This window comes from Enterococcus avium (genome assembly GCF_002891025.1).
Classification (GTDB): Bacteria; Bacillota; Bacilli; order Lactobacillales; family Enterococcaceae; genus Enterococcus_A; species Enterococcus_A avium.
Genome location: NZ_NBSL01000003.1, coordinates 1,023,556 through 1,046,492, shown reverse-complemented (window position 1 = coordinate 1,046,492; position 22,937 = coordinate 1,023,556). Strand labels below are relative to the sequence as shown.

At 36.3% G+C, this 22,937-nt stretch carries 35 protein-coding genes and 1 pseudogene; 32 read left to right on the top strand and 4 right to left on the bottom strand.

Translation table 11 applies throughout. The features are described from left to right. Nucleotide 1: 1 nt before the first annotated feature. The 3 genes from AUF14_RS20625 to AUF14_RS20615 form a co-directional block, all read right to left on the bottom strand. Nucleotides 2–1,195 carry a hypothetical protein gene (locus AUF14_RS20625; RefSeq protein WP_010743621.1) on the bottom strand — a complete coding sequence of 398 codons (1,194 nt, stop codon included), beginning with the start codon at nucleotides 1,193–1,195 and terminating at the stop codon, nucleotides 2–4. Between the two features lie 109 nt (nucleotides 1,196–1,304). Beyond that, nucleotides 1,305–2,252, bottom strand: coding sequence for an ImmA/IrrE family metallo-endopeptidase (locus tag AUF14_RS20620; protein WP_070509089.1), 948 nt, complete (start codon nucleotides 2,250–2,252; stop codon nucleotides 1,305–1,307). Between the two features lie 15 nt (nucleotides 2,253–2,267). Next, on the bottom strand, nucleotides 2,268–2,609 hold the full coding sequence (locus AUF14_RS20615) for a helix-turn-helix domain-containing protein (protein WP_249024452.1): 342 nt from the start codon (nucleotides 2,607–2,609) through the stop codon (nucleotides 2,268–2,270). A gap of 316 nt (nucleotides 2,610–2,925) precedes the next feature. Between AUF14_RS20615 and AUF14_RS20610 the strand changes: the two genes are divergently transcribed. The 15 genes and pseudogenes from AUF14_RS20610 (at nucleotide 2,926) to AUF14_RS22630 (ending at nucleotide 10,000) form a co-directional block, all read left to right on the top strand. After that, nucleotides 2,926–3,117, top strand: coding sequence for a hypothetical protein (locus tag AUF14_RS20610; protein WP_060789306.1), 192 nt, complete (start codon nucleotides 2,926–2,928; stop codon nucleotides 3,115–3,117). Nucleotides 3,118–3,128: 11 nt separating this feature from the next. Continuing rightward, complete coding sequence (locus AUF14_RS20605) at nucleotides 3,129–3,749, top strand: BRO-N domain-containing protein (RefSeq protein WP_060789307.1); 621 nt, start codon at nucleotides 3,129–3,131, stop codon at nucleotides 3,747–3,749. Nucleotides 3,750–3,761: 12 nt separating this feature from the next. Beyond that, nucleotides 3,762–4,061 carry a hypothetical protein gene (locus AUF14_RS20600; protein WP_060789308.1) on the top strand — a complete coding sequence of 100 codons (300 nt, stop codon included), beginning with the start codon at nucleotides 3,762–3,764 and terminating at the stop codon, nucleotides 4,059–4,061. Continuing rightward, nucleotides 4,061–4,987, top strand: coding sequence for a DUF3102 domain-containing protein (locus AUF14_RS20595; RefSeq protein ID WP_070509087.1), 927 nt, complete (start codon nucleotides 4,061–4,063; stop codon nucleotides 4,985–4,987). The genes AUF14_RS20600 and AUF14_RS20595 overlap by 1 nt, the downstream gene beginning before the upstream one ends. After that, on the top strand, nucleotides 4,980–5,522 hold the full coding sequence (locus tag AUF14_RS20590; protein WP_060789309.1) for an ORF6C domain-containing protein: 543 nt from the start codon (nucleotides 4,980–4,982) through the stop codon (nucleotides 5,520–5,522). The genes AUF14_RS20595 and AUF14_RS20590 overlap by 8 nt, the downstream gene beginning before the upstream one ends. Further along, nucleotides 5,515–5,925: a hypothetical protein gene (locus tag AUF14_RS20585; RefSeq protein ID WP_060789310.1), complete on the top strand. Its 411-nt coding sequence runs from the start codon at nucleotides 5,515–5,517 to the stop codon at nucleotides 5,923–5,925. Before AUF14_RS20590 ends, AUF14_RS20585 begins: the two co-directional genes overlap by 8 nt. Further along, nucleotides 5,918–6,091 (top strand): hypothetical protein, encoded by a 174-nt coding sequence (locus AUF14_RS22635; RefSeq protein ID WP_169794376.1) that lies wholly within the window; start codon nucleotides 5,918–5,920, stop codon nucleotides 6,089–6,091. The genes AUF14_RS20585 and AUF14_RS22635 overlap by 8 nt, the downstream gene beginning before the upstream one ends. Then, nucleotides 6,084–6,518: a hypothetical protein gene (locus AUF14_RS20580; protein ID WP_102866613.1), complete on the top strand. Its 435-nt coding sequence runs from the start codon at nucleotides 6,084–6,086 to the stop codon at nucleotides 6,516–6,518. The genes AUF14_RS22635 and AUF14_RS20580 overlap by 8 nt, the downstream gene beginning before the upstream one ends. Nucleotides 6,519–6,672: 154 nt before the next feature. After that, entirely contained in the window at nucleotides 6,673–7,410 is a 738-nt protein-coding gene (locus tag AUF14_RS20575; RefSeq protein ID WP_060789312.1) for a conserved phage C-terminal domain-containing protein, read from the top strand. Further along, nucleotides 7,411–8,301, top strand: a complete 891-nt coding sequence (locus AUF14_RS20570) for an ATP-binding protein (RefSeq protein WP_060789313.1) — start codon at nucleotides 7,411–7,413, stop codon at nucleotides 8,299–8,301. 15 nt (nucleotides 8,302–8,316) lie between these two features. Then, nucleotides 8,317–8,583: a hypothetical protein gene (locus AUF14_RS20565; protein WP_060789314.1), complete on the top strand. Its 267-nt coding sequence runs from the start codon at nucleotides 8,317–8,319 to the stop codon at nucleotides 8,581–8,583. Nucleotides 8,584–8,648: 65 nt separating this feature from the next. Then, a complete protein-coding gene (locus AUF14_RS20560) occupies nucleotides 8,649–9,068 on the top strand; it encodes a hypothetical protein (protein WP_060789315.1) in 420 nt (139 codons plus the stop codon). Nucleotides 9,069–9,224: 156 nt separating this feature from the next. After that, nucleotides 9,225–9,353, top strand: coding sequence for a hypothetical protein (locus AUF14_RS23200; protein WP_255212362.1), 129 nt, complete (start codon nucleotides 9,225–9,227; stop codon nucleotides 9,351–9,353). Between the two features lie 123 nt (nucleotides 9,354–9,476). Further along, nucleotides 9,477–9,671 (top strand): annotated as a pseudogene (locus AUF14_RS22990) (MazG-like family protein); the annotation flags it as partial. Between the two features lie 161 nt (nucleotides 9,672–9,832). Next, entirely contained in the window at nucleotides 9,833–10,000 is a 168-nt protein-coding gene (locus AUF14_RS22630; protein WP_016178315.1) for a hypothetical protein, read from the top strand. Nucleotides 10,001–10,052: 52 nt separating this feature from the next. Here the strand turns inward: AUF14_RS22630 and AUF14_RS20550 are convergent, their stop codons facing one another. Then, nucleotides 10,053–10,571 carry an HdeD family acid-resistance protein gene (locus tag AUF14_RS20550; protein WP_016178316.1) on the bottom strand — a complete coding sequence of 173 codons (519 nt, stop codon included), beginning with the start codon at nucleotides 10,569–10,571 and terminating at the stop codon, nucleotides 10,053–10,055. A 111-nt stretch (nucleotides 10,572–10,682) separates the two neighbouring features. On the opposite strand from AUF14_RS20550, the gene AUF14_RS20545 reads away from it, so the two are divergent. From AUF14_RS20545 to AUF14_RS20470, 17 genes are all read left to right on the top strand, one after another. Further along, nucleotides 10,683–11,183 carry a hypothetical protein gene (locus AUF14_RS20545; RefSeq protein WP_227131886.1) on the top strand — a complete coding sequence of 167 codons (501 nt, stop codon included), beginning with the start codon at nucleotides 10,683–10,685 and terminating at the stop codon, nucleotides 11,181–11,183. Nucleotides 11,184–11,185: 2 nt separating this feature from the next. Then, nucleotides 11,186–11,572, top strand: a complete 387-nt coding sequence (locus AUF14_RS20540) for a hypothetical protein (protein ID WP_028020968.1) — start codon at nucleotides 11,186–11,188, stop codon at nucleotides 11,570–11,572. Nucleotides 11,573–12,663: 1,091 nt separating this feature from the next. Then, the gene (locus tag AUF14_RS20535) at nucleotides 12,664–13,143 is read left to right on the top strand and encodes an RNA polymerase sigma factor sigma-70 region 4 domain-containing protein (protein ID WP_010743598.1); all 480 of its coding nucleotides are present in this window, start codon (nucleotides 12,664–12,666) and stop codon (nucleotides 13,141–13,143) included. A gap of 581 nt (nucleotides 13,144–13,724) precedes the next feature. Beyond that, the gene (locus AUF14_RS22985; RefSeq protein WP_219924597.1) at nucleotides 13,725–13,808 is read left to right on the top strand and encodes a putative holin-like toxin; all 84 of its coding nucleotides are present in this window, start codon (nucleotides 13,725–13,727) and stop codon (nucleotides 13,806–13,808) included. A gap of 188 nt (nucleotides 13,809–13,996) precedes the next feature. After that, nucleotides 13,997–14,179 (top strand): hypothetical protein, encoded by a 183-nt coding sequence (locus tag AUF14_RS20530; protein ID WP_010743597.1) that lies wholly within the window; start codon nucleotides 13,997–13,999, stop codon nucleotides 14,177–14,179. Between the two features lie 330 nt (nucleotides 14,180–14,509). Then, on the top strand, nucleotides 14,510–14,734 hold the full coding sequence (locus tag AUF14_RS20525) for a hypothetical protein (protein WP_010743596.1): 225 nt from the start codon (nucleotides 14,510–14,512) through the stop codon (nucleotides 14,732–14,734). Between the two features lie 25 nt (nucleotides 14,735–14,759). Then, complete coding sequence (locus AUF14_RS20520; RefSeq protein WP_010743595.1) at nucleotides 14,760–15,116, top strand: phBC6A51 family helix-turn-helix protein; 357 nt, start codon at nucleotides 14,760–14,762, stop codon at nucleotides 15,114–15,116. After that, nucleotides 15,109–16,389, top strand: a complete 1,281-nt coding sequence (locus tag AUF14_RS20515; RefSeq protein WP_227131890.1) for a PBSX family phage terminase large subunit — start codon at nucleotides 15,109–15,111, stop codon at nucleotides 16,387–16,389. Before AUF14_RS20520 ends, AUF14_RS20515 begins: the two co-directional genes overlap by 8 nt. 17 nt (nucleotides 16,390–16,406) lie before the next feature. After that, complete coding sequence (locus AUF14_RS20510) at nucleotides 16,407–17,825, top strand: phage portal protein (protein WP_010743593.1); 1,419 nt, start codon at nucleotides 16,407–16,409, stop codon at nucleotides 17,823–17,825. Next, complete coding sequence (locus AUF14_RS20505; protein ID WP_010743592.1) at nucleotides 17,797–18,273, top strand: ribosomal-processing cysteine protease Prp; 477 nt, start codon at nucleotides 17,797–17,799, stop codon at nucleotides 18,271–18,273. Before AUF14_RS20510 ends, AUF14_RS20505 begins: the two co-directional genes overlap by 29 nt. Next, nucleotides 18,254–19,492 carry a minor capsid protein gene (locus tag AUF14_RS20500; protein WP_010743591.1) on the top strand — a complete coding sequence of 413 codons (1,239 nt, stop codon included), beginning with the start codon at nucleotides 18,254–18,256 and terminating at the stop codon, nucleotides 19,490–19,492. The genes AUF14_RS20505 and AUF14_RS20500 overlap by 20 nt, the downstream gene beginning before the upstream one ends. A 143-nt stretch (nucleotides 19,493–19,635) precedes the next feature. After that, a complete protein-coding gene (locus AUF14_RS20495; protein WP_010743590.1) occupies nucleotides 19,636–20,292 on the top strand; it encodes a DUF4355 domain-containing protein in 657 nt (218 codons plus the stop codon). A gap of 17 nt (nucleotides 20,293–20,309) precedes the next feature. Next, entirely contained in the window at nucleotides 20,310–21,344 is a 1,035-nt protein-coding gene (locus AUF14_RS20490; RefSeq protein ID WP_010743589.1) for a major capsid protein, read from the top strand. Between the two features lie 15 nt (nucleotides 21,345–21,359). Then, nucleotides 21,360–21,707, top strand: a complete 348-nt coding sequence (locus tag AUF14_RS20485) for a phage head-tail connector protein (RefSeq protein ID WP_010743588.1) — start codon at nucleotides 21,360–21,362, stop codon at nucleotides 21,705–21,707. Further along, on the top strand, nucleotides 21,688–22,041 hold the full coding sequence (locus AUF14_RS20480; protein ID WP_010743587.1) for a hypothetical protein: 354 nt from the start codon (nucleotides 21,688–21,690) through the stop codon (nucleotides 22,039–22,041). The genes AUF14_RS20485 and AUF14_RS20480 overlap by 20 nt, the downstream gene beginning before the upstream one ends. Continuing rightward, nucleotides 22,031–22,570 (top strand): hypothetical protein, encoded by a 540-nt coding sequence (locus tag AUF14_RS20475; RefSeq protein ID WP_028020433.1) that lies wholly within the window; start codon nucleotides 22,031–22,033, stop codon nucleotides 22,568–22,570. The genes AUF14_RS20480 and AUF14_RS20475 overlap by 11 nt, the downstream gene beginning before the upstream one ends. Beyond that, entirely contained in the window at nucleotides 22,567–22,932 is a 366-nt protein-coding gene (locus AUF14_RS20470) for a hypothetical protein (RefSeq protein ID WP_010743585.1), read from the top strand. Before AUF14_RS20475 ends, AUF14_RS20470 begins: the two co-directional genes overlap by 4 nt. The last annotated feature ends 5 nt before the right edge of the window (nucleotides 22,933–22,937 follow it).

Sequence of the window (22,937 nt, the reverse complement as noted above, 5' to 3'; positions counted from 1 at the left end):
TTTATTCCTCGATAGAGTTATCTTCAATTTCCGAATTCTCAGATTGATTGCTAAACTCTTCTTCGAGTTGCTCATCCAGTATCTTGATGAGATCCTTGGGTAACTTTACTCCTAATTGAGAAATGGGTACTTTTAGTTCTCTAGCCAAGTTCATCGCTTGCCTAATGATTTCAAGCTGTTTTTCGTCTGCCTTAAGTTTCTTTTCTTTAGATTTACGATGCCCTGATATGATACCAGGAATATCTAAGGATTGACCAAAAAACTTTAGCTTTCCTCCATAAGGTAAGGCAAGTACTACTGATAGTACGGCAAATATTGTTAATCCGTGTTTTACTAAAGGTGTGATTATTTCAAAAATACCTTCGGACTGAATATTTACTTTAGCATCGACTCTGTCTTCTGGGTAAATGGTTGTAGACATTTGAGAATATTGATAAATCAACTGTCCTAAATAAATACTATCAATATCTTGTGGTTGAGTAACTTGAAGGGTCAGGTGAAATTTATTATCCTCAATGTAATATGGAAACATAGCACGATTAATATATGGTTTATAGTCATTGATATTAGTTAATGTGGCATGTGAATAAATCATTTTATATAATGCGCTGTCTGCATCATTCCTTCTGAAATATCCCCACCAATCAACTGGCCAACGTTTCTTGAAATCTGATTTTTTATAGTTTTTTGACAATTCCTGTTTGTTTAGATCGTCATCTGTTAATTCATAAATATCTCCCGTAATTCTTCCCACTAAAAAAAACTCTGATTTCTCAGATGGAACAACTACAACGTCATTTTTCTTTAAATTATTAACAAACCGGAGCAATTGACCGGCCCAAGTTCCAATCTGGCTTTCAGTTTTGTCATTTTGTGGAGTTTCCTTTGTTTCTGCGTCTACTGGTGCCTCATCTGTATTCTGAGAATCAGTTAAAGTTTGTGGGTTCAATTTCATTTTAAGTATTGGCTTTAACATTTCTGATGAGTTGTTTGTTGATTCTATATCAGCTAATGATATTTCATTCCAACCAATCCCTACATAGTTATTGATGTTGAAGTCCGTATAGAATTTCCCTGATTGAGCTCTAACTAACCAGTAATCAATTGATGAATCAAGTGTCGGGATATCCTTAATAGAGTTATCAATTGCATTAGAAAATTCTTCTGTCAAAAATAATTGTTCCATTTGCTCCATAATTTCACTCCTATGATGTAATAATCAAATTATTTTGCTGTCCTTTATTTGATCACGATCATACTCTTGCCGGAGTGGGATCGTGTTTTTTTTATTTATTTTAGGACTGTTAATCTTTATCTTGGTATCTTTTAGGAAAGTTACTGTAGTCATAAATTGGATCTTTTAAATAATTCATTTCTTTAAGGATGCTATCCCAGAAGGGCTTACCTTGAAGTTTATCAACATAAGCTCTTTGCATCTGTAAAAGTTTTATTGTTTTCTCTTGATTTTTTCTTTCGTGTTGTGAAAGCTTAACTTTATGTGCAATAAGATTTCGAGTATATGAATCATCTTTTCTAAATTTCCAGACATAATTTAACGCTAGGTAGTAAGGTAGTTTTAATATATGATCAAAATAATTTAGTAGTCGGTTATGCATAGCAGGCTCACTCATACCGGTATTTCGGCACATGTCTTTAAAAGTATATTTTTTGGCCAGCATGTATTCAAGACGTTCTTCAGGGCAGAAAAGAATTGATCCAATAATATTTGCTTCGTTTTCAAAAGGAATTAGTTCATCTGAGTATTGACCTTCAATTTGATCATTAGTTAGAGAAATGAAGGCTCGTTTCTTATCTTTATCTCTTATGTGAAAATAAAAATGACATAGTTCATGCAAAATTGTAAAAATGATTCTGGGATAAACACGATCCTGATTAATTAAGATAAGAGTACGGTTACCTTCAGGAATAGTGACACCTGAAATTCGATCTACAATTTCTGAATCTAAAAAGCAGAAGTCAGCACCTTGAATCGTATCTTTATATTTAATCCAAGAAGAATCAGGCTGAGTTTTCGGCCATCCTTCGTCACCATATAATTCTGTTGGATCTGCTTCAAAAAAAGCGAAGTGTACATTAAAATTGATTCGAAAATAATTGATTATATCATCGTAACGAAGCTTATCAACAGATTTGTTAAATTGCATTGATATGTCAAAAAGTAGTTGGTTTGCTTTTTCTAGGTACTCATTATATTCATCTGAAAAGACATGCTGGTATTCGAATTTGGTCATAAGCTGTCACCACGATTATTCCTTCCATTTAGAATCATCATCCAGTAATCCGCGAGCTACCTTCATCATGCCTTTTAGAGAATTGTTGAATTTCTTTTTCTGTTCTTCTGACATATCTTCACTCTCAAGACGGAAGGCTGCTAGTAAATCACTTTCATCACTATCTAAGAATGACTCCTTCATACTAGGGTTATCAGTTTTACCGAGCAGATAATCTGTGGTAGTGTTCAATTTTTCAGCGACTTTATCAAGATACTCCATTTTTGGAGATTGAGTTTTCCATTTGTAAATAGTACTTTCTCCAAATCCAATTTCTCTTGATAGCTGCTTTACGCTTTTTCCTTGTTTTTTTGCCAAAGTTTGTATTCTCTCAAACACTGTCATAAAGGCATTCTCCTTGTTATTACAAAAGAAAGTTTACTAAAAGATACTTTTTTACTTGAAAAAAGTTTCCGATAGGGTTATACTCCTCTTGTAAGTTAATTTGATATACAACAAACCAAAAACACACCTTCTTTGCATAAGTTTATCGACCGAAAGCAAAATTAAAAGGCATTGTTGTGGCTTATTTTCTGTACCTTCATAGTATACGAACGGGTCAATTAAGTCAATGGTTATTTATACTTTTCTGTTCTATTAACTTACAAATCATTTTAGAAAGGGGGAGACTAGTATGCCGGATACAGCAGTAAGTAGACAAAAAATTCGTGATTATTTTGAATCGAAGGGTATATCGTTGATCAGTGTAGCAACTTATTTTAACTTGCCAAGACAAGATTTAAACGATTACTTATCTGGGAAGAATCAAAGTAAAAAAGCTCACGAAACCCTTTTGGCTATTATCGACTTCTACAAAATCAGATAGGAGGTAATCAAATGAAAACAGAAATTTGGAACGGACATACAATCAGATTTGTCAACATTAATGGCGAATGGTGGGCGGTGGCGAAAGATGTGACTAATGCGTTAGCTATTAGAAATAATCGTGACGCAATTAAAAAGTTAGATTCTGACGAAAAGGGGGTAGCTACTATCGACACCCTTGGAGGGAAACAAGAATTTACCATTATTGCAGAAACTGGAATTTATGAATTGATTTTTAAGTCTCGCAAACAAGAGGCAAAAGCATTCAAAAAATGGATCAAATCAGTCATCAAAGAACTACGCCAATCAACAGGTTTTGAAGGCTTCCAAGTATTTCGCATGTTGGATAAGGAACATCAGAAAGTAGCTATGCAAAATCTAAAAAAGTCATTACGGAAACCTGTACGAATTGATTTCATCAAAGCGAATGTGATTGCTAACAAGGCAGTATCTAATTTACATGGCTTTCCGAAAATGGTTAAGAAAGCAGAAATGACGCCAGAAATGCTTATCGATCGGCAAGAAATACTTGATGAAACAACTGAACTGATGGGAATAAAAGATAAATTTAATCTTGATTTTTCTGTCAGCGAAAAAATCTATAACCGAAACAATCGTCAACAAGCTGTATAGGAGGTGTTGATATTGAAGAAGCCAACACTAGCAGAACTAATCGAATCCGCAGAAAAAAATGTAAAACCAGATGACTGGTATCGACAAGGTTTGATCTTAGAAATGTTTCATGGAATGTCGAAGACGACACTGGTTGAATATTGTAAAGAGATGGAAGGCATCGACGAATTCAAAGATGGAATCCTTAGACCGGGGCATTCGACAACTTTCATTCATGTCCATACATTCATTTGGTTTCTACGATGGAAAGATGAGAACAAATACAGGACTAAGAAAGTATCTCCTAATGACATTTTGAAAGAGGCCAGTTGATGAAAATGAATGAAATTGAATTATCAAATGACATTAATATAATTACGGCACAAATTAAATCCTTTGAAGAAGCTGGAAATTATCTTATTTGGGAGATTGGCAGAAGATTAGTACATGTAAAAAACAATAAATTAAATCACGGAGATTTTGGTGACTGGTTAAATGAACTGAATATGAATCATGATTTAGCGAACAGATATATGAAAATCGTAAAAGAGCTTGATGGAAAATACGACTCGAATCGGAATTTGGGACTTCAAAATTTATATGCTATTGCCACACTTCCCGAAGAAGAACGAACCAAAGAACATGTCACTACTAAAGGTGAAACCAAAACCCCAGATGAAATGACAGTTCGCGAATTGCAAGAATTAAAAAAGCAACTCAAGAAAAAGGACGCTCTGCTAAGTAAGAAGGACAAGCAGCTTAAGGAGCATGAAGAACGAATCGAGGAGTTGGAACTTATCGGTCCCGAAGTCATCGAGAAAAAAATTGAAGTGGAGAAGGTACCTGAAGATTATCAAGCCGCTAAAACTGAAAATGAAAGCCTGAAAAAACAATTATCTTCTATTCAAAGTGATTTAAGGCTATTGAAAATTGAACACGATCTACTTGAAAAAAATACTGCAGAGGCCAAGCGATTGGAAGCGAATATTCAAACTTTACGAAAACAAGAACGGTCCATTGACAAGAAAGTAAAAGCTTTATTCGATTTTAATGACCGAATAATAAACATTAATCGATTCTTTGATACCGAAATGGCAAGTTTACGATTTAAACCTCTAATTAATGAGTTGCAAGATACGTATGCAACAAATCAGCTAATCAGTGTAGTAGATATGGTTCAAGCGTGGGTAGAAGAGATGCAGGCAATCCTGCCTGACAAAAATAGAAAAATTATAGAAGGAGAGATTATTGATGATTGAGAATTTACAGCTTAGCAGTAATGGAGCTATCGACAAAGGATTAGAAGCTATTAGTTTTACAATGCAACGCCAAGATGAACAAAGTAAAGCAATCCAGCAAATGATTGGTGAAATTTACAATACACGAAATGAAGTAAAAGAAATCGAAACCAATTTGAAAAAGGACATTCAGAAAATGAACGATCGAATTTTCTTAGATGAATCTGAAGTACTTGAGGTTAAAAGTGAAGTGTATAAGAAAGCTACAATCCTCACTAAGGGTTACTTTAAAAGAGCCAACAATGGTGTTGAACTGCGAGTCAGTTCAAATCTGTTGTTAAGCAAGATGGGCCAAATACGAGGGAGAGTGTGGGATAAGCTAAAAAAGGAGTTTCATGTTCGCAAATACGTAAATATTCGACACAAGGATTTTGAGAATGCTCTTGAGTTTGTGAAAGAATTGGATCTATCAGACTTTAAATATTATGAAATGAGAATGACACCAAAACAGTTAGAAATTATCGAATTAGAGAAAGGAAATAAAAATCATGAATAAACAAGATGAGCTATGGGAGCAACAGGACAAACTTATTGGAGACATCGATTTTATTTTGAGAGCATTTCAAGAAGAAACACCTATCTATAACGTTGTGACAGACAATTATCCGGCCATTGAAAGCTTTATCGGGAACTCTGCATTGGAAACCTCAAATGGAAATGCCGGTTATATCATGCACGGAGAAAATGATGAGATCATTTTCGCACAGTTCTTTTCTGATAATAAAAAGATTCATACGTATATGAAGGACGGAAAAATCATTAGTCAACAATTTCTAGTGCTTGATCCTGAAATGAAAGGCTCTTTAAATAAGTTAGATTGCCTGGTTAAGAAAGCCGAAGAGCTTCGAGTGATCCAAAACGAATTAGATGAACTAGAAGAGGAACAGATCGATGAATAAGAAAGTAAATTTAGTCTTAGCATCCATCTTGTTTGGAGGCGTGGCCACAGTGCTGCCAACACTACTTAAAATTTGTTTGTTTGTGGCGATCGCGTTGATTCTTTTTATTCAGTATGACGAGTGGGAATATGAACAGAGAGTAAAAGGAGGTATGAAAAATGAGTAACACGGAAACACCTTATTTAACTTACGGTCTAGGTTATGCAGAAGATGAACGATTAGCAGATAAAGATCCATATCATGAAGATGTGCTTGATCTAGCGGATTATTTAATTAAGAAATATCCGAAAGAACGGTGGAGCATTATGCATAAAATGTTTTCTATTGGCTTTTACTGTGGTGAACGATCAACCATCGGTTGTGCTCTTAGCGATGCTGAATTACTCCAACATGCTGCAGAGCTAACTTCGGTCTCTAATCAGATTCGAATTATCAATCGATTATTAGAAAATGTAGAGTATTCAAGAGCTTCAGGAGACGAATTTGCAGTACATCACCAAGTCCAATCGGGATTGCTTGATGATATTGGTGATAGTCTTTCTGAGTTAATAGATGTAATCCAAAACATTTCAAATGTAATTTGTCCAGATTAGAGAGGTTAATTTATATGAAAAAGAAAATAAAACAAGAGCCTACTTCGTCCGCCAACGAAGTAAGCGAAGAAAAATAAAGCTAGTATTTCGTAAATATTACCATGACAACAGCAAGTAATGCAACAAATGAAATAGAAAGTAAGCAGGTGAAGGCATGGATAAAAATAATTTTAAACAAGAGGACTTACTCTCATTAGGATACGGGATGATTCCAAAGCTAGTGATGAAAGATCGTGGCTTAACGGTTGAGGCTAAGGCTATATACGCATATTTATGTTCTTATTGCGGAGCCGGAGATACGGCTTTTCCATCCATAAAACTAATGTGTCACGACTTAGGAATAAGTGAAAGACGGTTCCACAGACACATGAAGCAACTAAGAGATTCCAATTATGTTCTGGCAACACGTGAACGGACAGATAATGGCTTCAGCAATAATATCTATACTTTGCCAAAATTCGTTCAGGAACAAATTGTAACCGATGAGAATGTACACGTACAAAACGTACGGTTACGTGGTGTACCCACTAATATTAACAGTTCTAATATTAACAGTATTAAAAGTAACAGTAATAATAAAAACCATATGTCGAGCAAGCCCGACTCGATCCCTTATTCGGACATTATCAAGTATCTAAACAAAAAAGCTAACAGGTCCTTCAAGGTCACAAATAAGTGGAAAGATTTGATAAAAGCACGATGGAACGAGGGTCAAAGATATGATGATTTCATCAAGGTTATTGATATCAAAACATCCCAATGGCTAGATAACCCTAAAATGAGTAATTATCTTAGACCAGAAACGTTGTTCAGCAATAAGTTTGATAGTTATTTGAACGAACAATTGAAACCTAAGAGGGAATCAAATTCCAATAGCCCGGTGGTGTTTTAGATGGATTTTCCGTTGTTGGATGAATTAAAAGAGACTGATGAAACCTGTTCAATACATGGCTGCCTATTGGTTCAGTTGAGAGATATGGAACCATTTTGCATTGAGTGCCGAAAAGAACAGCTGGCTGAATCAGAACAAAAGGAAATAGACAGTGCTCTATCTGAACACCAGAAACGTCGAACAATCGAAGTGTTGAAAAAAGACTCGATCGTAGGTGATCCGAGTTTATGGAATGCATCTTTCAGTAACTATGACCCAGAAGGTGAAGAATCGAAACAAGCTTTGCTGATGGCCAGGAAATCTGCTGGAACCTATATGACAAATCTTGAAGCAGAAAAGAGATGCTTGAAAATTATTGCTGATGAAGACAAAACGGACGAAGAACGTGAGAAGGCGAGAAAAGATCTGAAAATGATACCTAGCTTCAATACTCTTTTTACAGGAGTTCCTGGGGTCGGTAAATCACATCTAGCTATGGCGATGTTACAGGCAGTCAATCAGCATTCGAAAGAAATGGTAAGTTGCCTGTTTATCTCAATGAATGACATGTTCCGATTGATTAAGGCAAGCTTTGGCAATCGCGAGAGCAAATACACCGAATTGAATATGACTGACTTGCTTTCGAAAGTCGATTTATTGGTGTTGGATGATTTGGGCTCTGAATCGTCGTTTAAGCGCGAGAACCGAGAAGCGGGAGAATATATCCAAAATGTAATTTTCGGCGTGTTAAACGCACGCCAACATACGATAATCACCACTAATTTGAATAACGAACAATTGGAAGAAATCTACAATCCCAAAATCACTAGTCGAATTTATAAAGGTGTTGATGGACACATTATTAAATTTACTAAAAAAACTCAAGATAAACGTAGTAAACCAAGGTTTTAAGAATGGAGGTATCACATGATTTCAATGGTTGATAATAAAAAGAATTTGGTTTCGAACCTAGAAACATTAGTCGGGGATATCAAAAATCAAATTGATGAGGGTGTAAAAGATCCGGAATTATTACAACAAGATTTGATTATGGTTGTTGGAAATGCCGCTCAGTTATCTGATGAATTAGCAAAAGAGTTTTGTCCAATGTGCCACGGTGAGAAAGTAGTCGTTGATGAACAATCATCCATAGCTAAGTGGATGCCGTGTCCGAAGTGCAACAAGTGTGAATAGAAATAGTGGTTATTACTGTATGGCCACTTTATAAATCAATAAAACATATATTTGGGGGAATAGAAATGATTGATATCGAAAATATTAAAAAAAGAATCGCTCTATCGATGGTAACAAGTCACTTTAAAACTTATCGCGAGACAGATAGTTTCAAGAGTCTTAAATCAAGCGATCTCCCTGCCCAGGAGAAAAAAGAGTGTATGGTCCTTGATATCTACAAGCAAATTAAACTCTCGCTATTAGAGATTGAGATAGAGACTATGACGAATATGAACAACATTAGCTTAGTAACAAAAAAAGTTATTGATTTGACACAAGATAACATCGGATTTCAGACAGAATTTTACAGCTTGCTTCAAAAAGAAATGCATCATGAAAAGAGCGATGATTCAATCATGAGTATTTATTACAGCATTATGCGTGAAAAAAACATTGTTCTTTTCGAAGTGATTGAAGAAGTAGTTGATGTTGCAATAGCACAATAAAATAACAGGGTGAAAAGAGTCCGGTTGTGAAAAAAGCCCATTTCTCGTATCAAAGTTGTAAAAAATAGAAAAAGGCTCTATATCAACATTTATGTGTCGTTGCAACCAAATTACAAGATTAGAGTGGTTTTTGCAACCGGAGGGGGCATAAAGTTTATGAATGATTACAAAAGGCAAGCATTCTTTGAATTAAAACAAGGAAACTATGAACGGTATCACTATTTCATAAAAATGAATCGAATAGCTCGAAAGAAAAAGAATGATACAACAAAATATCCTATCTGAAAAAAAGTGACAAAAAAATTTAATGTTTCGGAAAAAGTTGTAAGAGTAATTGGGAATCGCCTCGTAAGGTCAAGAAGAAACCTTCAAAAAGAAAAAAACGTGATTGATGGCTAGAACTTACCAGCTGTTGTCAGAGACGATAAAGACGCCCTCAGAGATGCGATAGGCGATTCGGTCATAACATTACTCAATCTAGCTTTGCAGAACGATATGAGCCTGTATGAGTGCGTGATGCACGCATATGGTGAGATACAAGGTCGAGACGGGAAAATGATCAACGGCATGTTTGTTAAGTCTGAGGACTTGAAGATTGGATAGTTCCGCTTAGAAGGGATTTAATACTTTTTAAATATTATATGGGGGTTACTACCCATTAGTTTTCTGTTGTTCGGCGGGAAGTGGAGTATTGGTAATTTTATTGAGCTAAACATGTCATCGTTTCTATGGAATAGTAAGAGAGCATACAAGGAGGACGGCGAATGAAAGATCAAGTCTCAATTCCAGAGGTGAGAGAGGCTATTAAAAGAGTCAAAGATATTACACCAGTGATGAATAGAACTGAATTTCTTCAATTGATTGCATTATACAAACGTGTTTTAGAACGATATGAAAAAGAGGAATATCTAAACGGGTTGCCAGAAGAATAATAGTTCCGGTAACCACGCCTATCATATAAAAATAGAGGCAGAAGCCTCTATTTTAAAACGCATATGCGATAAGAGAAATTCCAATCATCATTAAATAAAAACCAACTAAGAATGCTAATGTAAATGCTGAAACAATTGGATTAAATAAGAGCATAATTCCTACAATTATCCCAATAATATTTACTATCAGAATAAACCAATAGTAACTTGATCCATTGACCTTGTAAATATCTGCTCCTACAAGCCCCATAATTGAATCTACAATAAACCAAATAGCAAAAATATAAGGTAGGGCTAGTAAACCTGCATTAGTATTGAAGAGTAAAAATACACCAATTAGCAGGTCAAATATACCGAGAATCATTAGTAGGGTTGATTTTTGATTAGTGAATTCATGAAGTTTACGTCTAAAAAACAGTTCAAAAATTCCCTTTAAAACTGCAGCAATGGCAAAAACGTAGACAACTGCTTTTAAACTACTATCTGGATTATTAAATGATACTAAAGAAGCTATAACAAAAAGTAATCCAATTAAAAAATATTCCCAACTAAATCCAATTTTTCTTACCATGCTTATCACCTCCTTATGATAAATAATAGTATAACCTTATGAATAAAATAATGAAAATAAAACGTAAATAATACGCTAATTCAGCCTATCAAGTAAGAAAAGAGGTATGAAATGGAAATACGAGAAGTTATAGAGAAAATAAAGCAAGAAAAATATGATTTTTCAAAACCGTGGACGTCACTGGACAGATCGGATTATAAGGAAGGATACAATGATGCCTCCGATGACATTATCGGAATTGTTAATCAACTAGACGAACCGACGAAAGTGATTGCTCATTTGGCCGAAAAATGGCACGAAGACATTGGTCCTGTTCTCTGGTGGGATTTCCCAGTCGAAGAACCACCATATTGCGGCACGCCACTAGATGACGATTTTCCAAAGTATAAGACACATTTTACTGAACTTCATATTCCAGACGAGGTCGAGGAAGAGCCGAAGTGGATAGTTTGTTATAGCACTATGTATCTAAAGAGTCCATTAGAAACAGGACAAATTGAGACAGTAGAAATTACGCCCAAAAAAGAACTAGCATGTCATTTCAAAAGCTATAAAGAAGCAAAACAACAGACGTCATTAATAGGTGGCGCAGTCGAGAAAGTGGAGGAGTGAGAATGAGTGAAGTAGTGATTGATCCACAGGAGTATTACGTGTGGCTTGCATGTGAAAACGGATGGAATCGAGCAGTTGGCTTCAAAGCAAAAATAGCTGGTATAGATTGTTCCGTCGTCATGGTGCCGATTGATCCTATCGAGATAGTTTTTAGTGATCTCAACTCGGGATCAAGGATATTATCATTACCAATTTCGATACTTGATATGATCATGTGTGATACAAAAGAAAAAATGCTCGTATTGATGAAGGAGAATGCAGGTTTAGCAGCGAAAAAGATTGAGTATAGCGGAATAGACTTAGTACGTGAAGAATCAAGAAAAGCCAAAGGTTCGTTTGAAAAGAAGTTTGGTCCAATGCCGGACTTTGAGAAAACTTCTGTTTGCTAAGATTCGGTAACTGAAGCCATAGTAAAAAAGACTGCCGCGGTATGAAACGGCAGTCAATGAACTATGGGTAGCTGATTAGAATAGTTCAAAGGTATTTTACACCTAAAACAAAAATAAAAAAAGACAGCCGACCACTGGCTGCCTTGGAAAAGAACTCTCGTCTAGTTTCCGCTAGACAAAATAATTTGTAACAAAAAAAGACCGCTGGGGATTGGTCAGCGGCCATGAGCTGATTGAAATATGCTTTTAACCCGATTAAAAAGGAGGGGCCAGCTCATCACTATTGTACACCTAGTAGCGCAATAAAAAAAGACCGCTAGGCAGTCAGTTAGCGGTCAATGAGCCGATTGCGAAAGTTGTTTGTAGTCAACAAAAGAAAATATCAGCTCTTCATAATTGTATCATAAAAAGGACCGCTTTTTCATATGGCAGTCCCTAAGCTAGTGTAGTATTCTTGGATTATTTATGGATTTTTCTAGCTCAAATATATTGTACACCTATGTGAATCAAAGTGAAATAACAAAAAAATAAATTAAGAAGCCTAGGTTTTATGAATTTGAAAGGTATAATTCCTGGTTTTCGTTAGACAAAATAGTTTTATCACAAAAATAGACCACTAAAAAAGCGGTCTACGAGCTAGATGAAATAGGTTTTGACGTTAACGAAAATTAGAAAGGAAAGAACTAGCTCATTTAGATGATACCATAGAAAAAGACCACTGAACAGTTATATCAGCGGTCCCTGAGTTAGGTCGTTGTGCTTATAATAAGTGGGTTATATTTTTATTTAACCTAACTCATTGGGCTAGTGCAGTGTCAAAATTGTCGGTCTCAAACTTCAAGAAAATTACTAGCCCTAGTCTTATTTTACACGGAGATAAGTAAGAAAAAAAGACCGCTGAGTAAAAAAACAGCGGCTTGTGAACTAGAAAAATTCGGGTAATATGGAAAAATTAGAAACCAGCTCACACTAAAAGTTTATCAAATTCATTTTTCCGTTTCAAGATCGTACAAAAAAACGCTGGGAAAGTTCCCAACGCCTCTTTATGAATAAAAACTGACAAGATAATTATACCATAAGGAGTGGCGATTGTGAGATTTCAATGGTTAAAGGATTATCAAGATTTGGAAGAACAGTTACTCTACTTAAAGTGGAATCTGAATAAAAGTAAACTTGAATTGATTCGGTGGACAACTGGTGATTTATCGAAAGTACGTATAGAAAAAAACTCTCGATCGTCATTGCTCGAGGAGAATATTACTCAAATTGAAAATGAGATTGAATTGTTAGAAGAACAACAAAAGGAAATGTTGGTCATTATTCAATCTTTCAAAGGAGTCGAAAATGAAATTGTTCGTATGAAGTACATTGAGGGATTAACTTTGGAAGAAATAGTGGAAGAAACCGGATATAGCGATTCTTACATAAGAAAAAAGCATGCGGAAATCAGAAGTAAGCTTCAATTTATTGATGATTACGAGGCTCGCCATTTAGATAGAAAAGCAAAAAAAGAAGAGCTTGAATACTACGATGAAAAAAGGAGAAAAACTCAGCAACTTTCCCTTTTTTGAAAATTTCAACATTCACTAAATGTGCACTCATTTTGTGTATGGAAGTATTGAAATAGGCATGATATTTTATTAGCATAGAAAATTTTGAAAGGAGGAAGCTCCTCTTCGTTTCAATTTTTTCGATCGTTTGCAAGACGATAAATACTAGACGGCACAAAAAATAAATAATGAATGGAGTTGAAAAGTTTCATTTCCGTTGAAAGTTCGCTGTGCTGTCTATTGTTATCAAATAATTTTTATTAAAATTTATAGATTTCGAATATGTTCTTTTGTATAATATTTAACGTAGAGAAGTTAAGATGAGTAGCTCCATTTTTATGACTCTGCGCAAGTTAAAAAAAAAATGATATACCTTGAGAATGATTTTTTAAACGATTTAAAAAAAGATCTTACTCATCTTAACAACTCTACAGGGCGTGCATACAGCACGTTCTTTTTTGCTGTTAAATTAAAACATACTAGCATGATTATTAGTCTTTTTGTATAATATTTGCGTAGAAAAGTGAAAAGATGGTGGCTAATCTCTTGAATAAAGGGGTGATGCCTATGGTTCATAGCTTTATCCCTAGAAGGGAGTAGGCATGTCTGTTTATCAAGCATTGTCACTGATGATCGCATTTGCGACGTTAGTGTTGCTGATTACAGATCACAAGAACAAAAAATAACCATCTAACACTTTGGCGAGGATAGATGGTTTAACAAAAAAACTATTCATTTAAGCCACCGTCTTTTTAACGGTTCTACATGGGGCGTGTTACCAGCACGTCCTTTTTCTATGTCTATTATAGCATGGGAAAATAGAAAATCAATTGAGATCGCTTCGGCGGTCTTTTTATTTTGAGGAGGAATGAGAATGCTACAAGAAGCTATTATCAAGGGTGAAACAGCATATTTGAAAAACTTGACTCGAAGAAAAGATGTCTCAGTTGAAGAAATCGTTGAGGCTAAAGAATCATTGAACAATAAAGTTAGGGGAATGAAATTAGATCGTGCAGTTGAAATGATTGCCGACCCAGAAGGAACGTACAGAATCTAGCAGTCTCCTCGTGAGGCTGTTTTATTTTGCTCACAAAAATAGACCACTACCGGGTAATAGTGGTCAGGAATTAAATGAAAAAGATGTTAAAGGGTTGTTAGACAAGTATAACATCATAGCGTTTACATAGCAATACAAAAAAGAGCCACTGTTTCCGCAGCAGCCCTTTAGTGTAACAAGTAACTATAAATATATCATCCTTGGCCATGTATTTCAACACACAAAAATAGACCGCTGTTTCCGCAGCGATCTATCTGTGAAACGTAAACAATTTATACATAAAGCATACAATAATAACGCTTACATTGCAACGCAGAAAGGGATAGAGCAATGAAAACTTACTGGTACGTGTCATTAAACAATAAATATCCGAAGCCAATGAAAGGACAACATAAACGTGTTGTGATGTCTGTTCAAATGAAGGCGAAGTATTCAATTGTCGAAATGACCAGAGAGGCAACGCCAGTAGAGATTGATCATTGCAAGCTAGTTTATTGTGGGTATGGGCGTTGGAAAGATGCTCATATACAAGAAAACATCAGAAAATACGTTTAGTTTGTTTTAGTTTGGAGGTGATTTTATGAAACTTACTAATAGGCATAATAAGGCTATAGAATTGCTGTTCGAAGGCTCTTTAAAGCGGATTGAAATCGCTGAAGAACTAAAGATAAGCGAACAGACACTTTACAATTGGTTAAAAGACGAAGATTTCACTCATGCTTATGATGAATATGTAAAAACTATTATGGGTAAGTCATCAGGTAAAGCGTTGAATACAATGTTGAAGCTTTTAGCAGCCAGATCAGAAATGGTTCGTTTTAACGCAGCTAAAGATATTCTTGATCGTGGAGGATTCGCTCCTGTTGATAAGAAGGAGATTACTTCAATTGAGCCTCCTGTATTTAAGGATGACATCAGTGGTGAGCCAGATGGTTAAACTATCTGAGTATTTGCCAAAAGCTTTTCATAGTACGTGGAAAGCAGCGATTAATCCAGAAATTCTACACATTGTAGAAAAAGGGGGACGTGGTTCCGGCAAATCTTCTGATATAGCTCATATCATCATTCAATTGGTCATGCGTTATCCCGTGAATGCAGTGGCGATTCGTTTTATCGACAATACGATTGAATTATCTGTTTTTGAACAATTGAGGTGGGCAATCGAAGAGCAAGGCGTAACGAGCTATTTTAAGGTCAATAAAAGTCCCATGAAAATTACATATCTGCCTAGAGGTAACTACATTACTTTTCGAGGTGCTCAGAATCCAGAACGGATCAAATCTTTAAAAGATAGCAAGTTTCCTTTCACAATAGCTTGGATAGAAGAATTAGCAGAGTTTAAAACAGAAGAAGATGTAACGACCATTACAAACTCCCTTTTACGTGGAGAGCTTGCAGATGGTCTTTTTTATAAGTTTTTTTACACTTACAACCCGCCGAAGAGAAAACAAAGTTGGGTGAATAAAAAATATGAGACTAGCTTCCAGCCCAAAAATACATATGTTCACCATACAACATATAAAGACAATCCCTTTATAGCTAAAGCCTTTATAGAAGAGGCAGAAGCAACAAAAGAACGTAATTCGAGGCGTTATGATTGGGAGTATTTAGGCAAAGCCATCGGTTCAGGTGTTGTTCCGTTCGATAATCTTCAAGTAGAACCAGGAAGTATTACGGATGAGATGGTAGCGAACTTTGACAACATCAGGAATGGTCTCGATTTTGGTTATGCAACAGATCCGCTAGCATTCGTTCGTTGGCATTATGACAAAAAGAAAAATGGGATTTACGCTATAGATGAAATCTATGGTGTAAAAATGAGCAATCGAGAGTTCTCAAATCAAGCAAAAGCAAGAGGGTATCAATCGGATGAAATATTTGCTGATTCCGCTGAGCCTAAATCAATTGCTGAACTTCAAAGTGAGCATGAGATTCGGAGAATTAGAGGAGTAAAAAAAGGACCTGATTCAGTCGAATACGGGGAAGAATGGTTAGACGACTTAGATTTTATCTGTATTGACCCGCTGAGAACACCAAATATTGCAAGAGAATTTGAAAATATAGATTACCAAGTGGATAAGGATGGGAATCCAAAGCCAAGACTTGAAGATAAAGACAACCATACGATTGATGCAACTCGATATGCTTTTAGTGAAGATATGAGAAATAATACAGCAGTAATCGGCAATAGAGCGAAAATCGGACTATAAAGGAGGGATAAAGTTAAATGGCGATTGTAGTAAATAGAGAAATAGCAGGAGATTTGAAAAATCCTTCTGCAGAACTATTAAATTACTGCTTGCAAGAACATCAGAAACAATTAGAGCGGTTAGAAAGACTTTCAAATTATTATGATGGAAAGCACGATATCTTGCTTAGAAAAAAAGAGAACGAATCGGCTCCGAATAATAAAGTTCTTATCAATCATGCGAAGTATGTAGTTGATATGAATGTTGGTTTTATGGTTGGCAATCCTGTTGCTTATTCAGGAACTGGAGAAGTTGATTTGTCGCCTATTCTTGACGAGTATGATCGTATTGATATTGTTTCACATGACACGGAATTAGAAAAAGATTTATCGACCTTTGGAATAGGTTATGAATTAATTTATTTGAAAGATGAGGCAGAATTATCTATAAAATGTATTGATCCACGAGGGATTTTTTTAGTTACTGATGACACTATCGACAAAAATCCGCTATTTGCGATTCACTATCAACCAGTATTCACTTTGCAAGGTGGCATTAGCCATTATATTGTTAAGTATTACAGTGATGATCGGATACTTACGTATAGAACTGAATCGAGAGGATTTGGCTCCTATCAGTTAGTTAAAGCTTTACCACACTATTTTGGAAGAGTTCCTGTAATTGAGTACAGAAACAATGAAGAAAAGCAGGGGGACTTTGAGCAAGCAATCTCATTAATTGACGCATATAACTTATTACAATCGGATCGACTGAACGACAAAGAAGCGTTCGTTGATGCGATTCTTTTTATTCAGGGGTTTGTTCTCCAAGACGGTGATGGTGAAAAGCTTCAGAAAGAAAAAATGCTCCAAGCTCCAGGTTCAAAATCTGATACAGCTGCAAGCTATCTAACAAAAGCATTAGATGAATCAAGTGTGACTTTGTTGCGTGATGCAATCCTAGATGACATTCATAAAGTAACGTATGTTCCAAATATGAATGATGAGAAGTTCGCGGGAAACGTTTCGGGTGAGGCAATGAAATATAAATTGTTTGGTTTGTTGCAATTAATGTCTGTGAAGTCTCGATACATGATTAAGGGATTAAGGCAACGCTTAGAAATATTTTCAACAGTGTTGAGGTACACAGAGCCAGAGATAGATATTTCAGGAGTGAAAATTAAGTTAAAACCTAATCTCCCAATTAACACGAGCGACATAATCAATCAGATTGTGACTGCTTATAACGCAGGGATTTTGCCACTAAAAATTTTATTGTCGTGGTTGCCCGATATTGATGATGTCGATGAAGTAATTGAACAATTGAATCTAGAAAAGGAAGAAAAAATTGAGCTACAGAAGAAAGTGATGGGCGTTCAAGCAGAAGACAGTCATTCGGATTTAGATGAACCACCTGAGGAGGAAGACGATGATCAAAGCAACGTTCATAAAGAGTAACGGCTCGTATATTAGTTATGAGATTACTGGTCATGCTCACTACGCTGAACCGGGCAAAGATATCGTTTGCGCTGGTGTGTCTACTCTTTTTATCACGATTACTAATCAATTACTTTGTAAATCGTACGTGAAGTTGCAAGACAAGAAAGTTTCCATTCTTAATCCGGATGAGATTGATAATGCGTTAGTCGAAGCGTTATTATGCGGTTTGTATGATATTCAACAAAACTATCCTAATTATGTTTCTGTTGAAGTATCTAAAAAATGGACAGCAAACATGAAGTATGCTGTCCATGGGTATTCAAAAACTTTTCATTCTAGAGATGAAGCAATCAAGTTTGCAGAGTCTGTTTCAGTTTCTCGTAGTCGGGTTTTGATGATTTGTCCACCGGGACTGCTACAGAAAAACTTTGATAGGGGGAAGTTAGTTGCCGAAAAAACAAGATGATTCCTACTGGCTCGATCGAGGGATTAAGCAAGAGAAAAAAATTAATGACGCTGCGAAACAAGTCGAACAAAAGATAATTGTAGCTTATCGACAGGCTCAAAGTTATTTGACGAGGCAAGTTAGAAAACTATTTAGTCGAGCGAAACAACGTTCTGGAATGGATGAGGGAGAAACAAGAGCGTTACTTAATCAAACTGTTCAACCTGATGAGTTAGTAGAATTGAGAAAGCTTGCTGATGATGTTTCTCATCCTGAACTTCAAGAGTCCGCAAGAAAACGATTGAATGGATTGGCATTTAAAGAGCGAATAACACGAGCTGAAGACTTGAAAGCCAAGTCTTTTTTAGTTTCCAAACAGATTGCTTCTGTGCAACTAGATAAATCGACTGAATTTTATATTGATGTTATTCACGATTCGTATAATGAGACAACTGCCGAAACAATCATAAGGCAAGTTGAGCAAACAAAATCTGATCAGATCATCAGTGTTCGGAATGGAAAAAAGCATGGTTCAAAAATAGAAGCATCTAAACAGACGCAAAAACGTGACGTACCGATTGAGGTGTGGAATGATCCTGATATTCGATCGACTGATTACGAATTCAAGGAGCTTTCAACTAAGTACACCAAGAATATTCTTGATTCTCATTGGCATGGTTCAAATTATTCAAAACGTATCTGGAAAGATACTGAAGCATTGGCCAAACGTCTTGAAGAGTTATTTACTGTTGAGTCTATGACAGGGATGTCCGAGTTTGAAATGGCTAAAGCGATAGCGACTGAATTTGACCGCTCAATTGGTGTTGCTCAGCGTTTAATACGAACCGAGGCCAATTATATGGCAAATCAAGCAAAGCTCAAAGCATGGCGAGACAGAGGTGTAAAAGAGTATCGTTTGATTGCTGTATTAGATTTAAGAACATCTGAAATTTGCCAGAAGAAAGACGGAAAGATTTATCTTGTTTCCGAAGCTGTTGTTAATGGGGAAGCCGGAACGTATCCACCGTTTCATCCTTGGTGTCGAACTGTTGCTGTTGCTATTATTGGCAAACGATCACTAACAGGCAAACGAATAGCCCATGATCCGATCAGCGGAAAAACAATTACCATGGAACAAAGAGAAACATATGATGATTGGATGAATAAGTTAAAACAACGATATTCTAAAAAAGAAATTGAGCTTCAGAAAAAGAAGCTTCGGAATTACAGAAAAAAATAATTAACTGCCCTGAATATGGCGTTAAACTGTTCGAAAATATCAAACATACTGATTGGGTCTATCAATCAAAAATCAAGTGGACTGGTTAAACTGGGCTGCTTTTTTTGCGTGCGCTAGGACTGATTGGGATAGGAGAGATTGAATTGAAAAATTTACTAATGAAATTAGACCTGCAACTTTTTGCTGAAGAACAACCCTCAGATCAGAATTCCGAACAAATCAGGAATCCATATGAAGCTGGAAATCCTGAGTTTGATGCTGCAGTTTCTAAAGCAGTCAATACGGCTTTGGAAAATAATGACAAAAAATGGCAATCGAAACTTGATGAGAAATTGGAAAAGGTTCGGCAAGATGCGAAAACAGAAGCTGAAAAAATGGCGCAAATGAATGCTGAACAAAAAGCGGATTATGATCGCCAACAGCGTGAAGCGGCATTAGATCAGCGAGAATTGGAACTAAATATGCGTGAATTACGAGCGCAGTCAATTACGCAGTTAACAGAGGATAATTTACCTGTTGAATTAGTTGATCTTTTAGATTTGTCAGATGCAGATAAATGTCAAACTGCATATAACAAATTGAAAACAACGTGGGAAAAAGCTGTGGGAACTTGGGAAAAATCCTTACAAAAGAAAGTGAAAGAAGAACTAAAAAATAGTGTTGATAATCCTTTGGGGGATGCAACAAATCCAGAAGTTAACCCTTGGAAAAAGGAAACACTCAACCTTACAAAACAAGGTCAGATTTTGAAAGAAGATCCAGAGCGGGCAAAAGTGCTAATGGCTCAAGCCAATAAATAAGAAAGAAGGATAAAATCGTGGATAAATTAAAAATGAATTTACAGTTTTTCGCTAAAAAAACAAAAATTGAAGATGTTATTGTTCCAGAAGTTTTTAATAAGTATGTAATCGAGCGTACAGCTGAATTATCAGCTTTATACCAATCGGGTATTGTAAGCCATAATCCGGAGCTAGATGCTCTAGCTAGTGCCGGTGGTAAACTAATCAACATGCCTTTTTGGGCTGATTTAACTGGTGAAGACGAAGTCTTATCTGATACGAATCCATTAGAAACGGATAAAATCACCGCGAATCAAGATCAGGCGGTTCTATTGATGCGTGGTAAAGCTTGGAAAGCGAACGATTTAGCAAAAGCACTTTCTGGTGATGATCCTATGCGAGCAATTGGTGATTTAGTTGCCGCTTATTGGGCGCGTCGTCAACAAGTAACTTTGCTTTCTATATTGAAAGGTGTGTTCGGAGGAACATCAACTAAAATGGCTGGAAATAGTCTAGATATTTCCGCTGAAACTGGAAATGATGCAGCATTTACAGGGGAAACATTTATCAATGCTTCTTACAAACTGGGAGATGCAGAAGAAAAATTAACAGCATTAGCTGTTCATTCTTCAGTATACGCTAATTTACGAAAACAAAACTTAATTGAATTCTTGTTAGCTTCTGACAATACTAAAATTCCAACTTATATGGGGAAACGTGTCATTGTTGATGATGGTATGCCGTTAGATGGAGATGTGTTCACTTCTTATATTTTCGGAGAAGGAGCAATCGGTTTAGGAAACGGCGCGGCTCCTGTGCCAACGGAAACTGATCGTGATGCTTTAGCAGGAGATGATATTTTGATTAATCGCCAACACTTCTTGTTACATCCAAGAGGGGTGAAATTTACTAATAAATCTGTCGCAGGTTCTTCTCCTACGAATGCCGAATTGGCAACGGCAAGTAATTGGGAACGTGTATATGAGCCAAAAAATATTCGTATTGTTCAATTCAAACATAAGCTTTATGTTCCTAATGTCACGGCTTCTGGTAGAACTGGAACAGGTAAGTAAAGAAGGTAAAGGAAAATGAATGATGAGTTACTGGAAAAACACACGGATGTGTTGATGGAACGTCTCGACGATGTTGAGGAAAAGGAAAGACCTAAAATTAAAGGCATGTTAGAGGACGCGATTACTCTCATTCTTGATTATACCGCTCGAACAACCGAACAGATGAACGATAGCCTTTATTACTATGCGCGACAATTAGTTGTGATTGCTTGGAATCAGGAAGGAAATGAGGGAGATGCTGCTCGTTCTGAAGGCGGCGTCTCCCATACCTTTATTACAGATATTCCGCCTAAATTAAAATCGGGCTTAAATAATCACAGGCTGGGAAAGGTCGTGAGTTTTCATGCGCCTAAGGAAACGTGACCTTTCAACCGTTTATTTAAAAGAGCGGTTAACTGGGCAAGATGATGAAGGAAACTTTCAAGAAGGTTTTTCAGATGAATCAACAGAGATTCAAATGAATATTCAATCCGCAGGAGGACAAGTAATGGCTTCTGTCTATGGTCAAAGTCTTCCATACATCAAATCTTGCAAGTATCAAGGTGACAAAATCAAAGAAGGAAAGAATGAGAAAGATGGTATTTGTCTTTATGTGAGCAAAGATAAAGAACCAGACTATGAAATTGTTGCCATTCAAACATTTTCTGCTCATTGTAATGTGACCTTGAAGAAACTAGGTGATGAAGATGGGCGTTGAGTTCAGAGGTGCTGACCGACTGATGTCAAAAATACGAGCGATTCCTAAAGTGATGGAAGACGCTGTTTTTGAAGCGACATTCGATATTGTAGATGAAACTGTGGCAAGAGCAACAAGTCACCTGCAATCGTCAATTAAGTATGGATCAGGTGAATTAAGTGGTTCTCCAAAGCAGGAAGTCGTGATCGATGGTAAAGGTAAAATAATAGGGCGTGTGTGGTCAGACAAGATGGAAGCATTGTTTCGAGAGTTTGGTACAGGTCCAGTCGGAGCAGAGTCACCAAAAGATCTGCCGCCTGGAGTTAATCCTGTTTATTCTACTGAACGGTGGTTTATTCCTGTACACAAAACACCTGTTGACCTTGAGATGGTATACGGTATTCCAAGAGTGACTATCAAGGGACAAGATTTCTTTATGACTCGTGGGCAGCCGGCAAGACCTTGGCTATATCCGTCAATGAAAGAAGTGGTTGAAATGGCCGAAGACATTTATAAAGATCGTGTGAAGGAAGGACTGAGGAAACTATGACAGAGCGTTATAACATAAAGTCTGATATTGTTACTCAGTTGAAAAAAGTCGCTGAGCTGAAGCTCGTATCTGCGGAGTATCCTAACACATGGTCGAATATGCCCGCTGCAATTTATTCGACAAAGGCAAAGCCGCACAAGAAAGATATATCCGACAAAGAAGCACTAACTGAATGGACAGTAAAAATCGATTTATACGGAAACAAATCTCTATCTACAATACAGAGTGAAATAATTAAAGTATTGAAAGAGATTGGATTTAAGAATACAGCCAGTGATGATGGCAATCAAGATGCATTGAAGCGTTCGATTCTAACATTCCGAGGAGTGGTAGATAATCGAACGCTTTTTGTATACCAATAACAAGG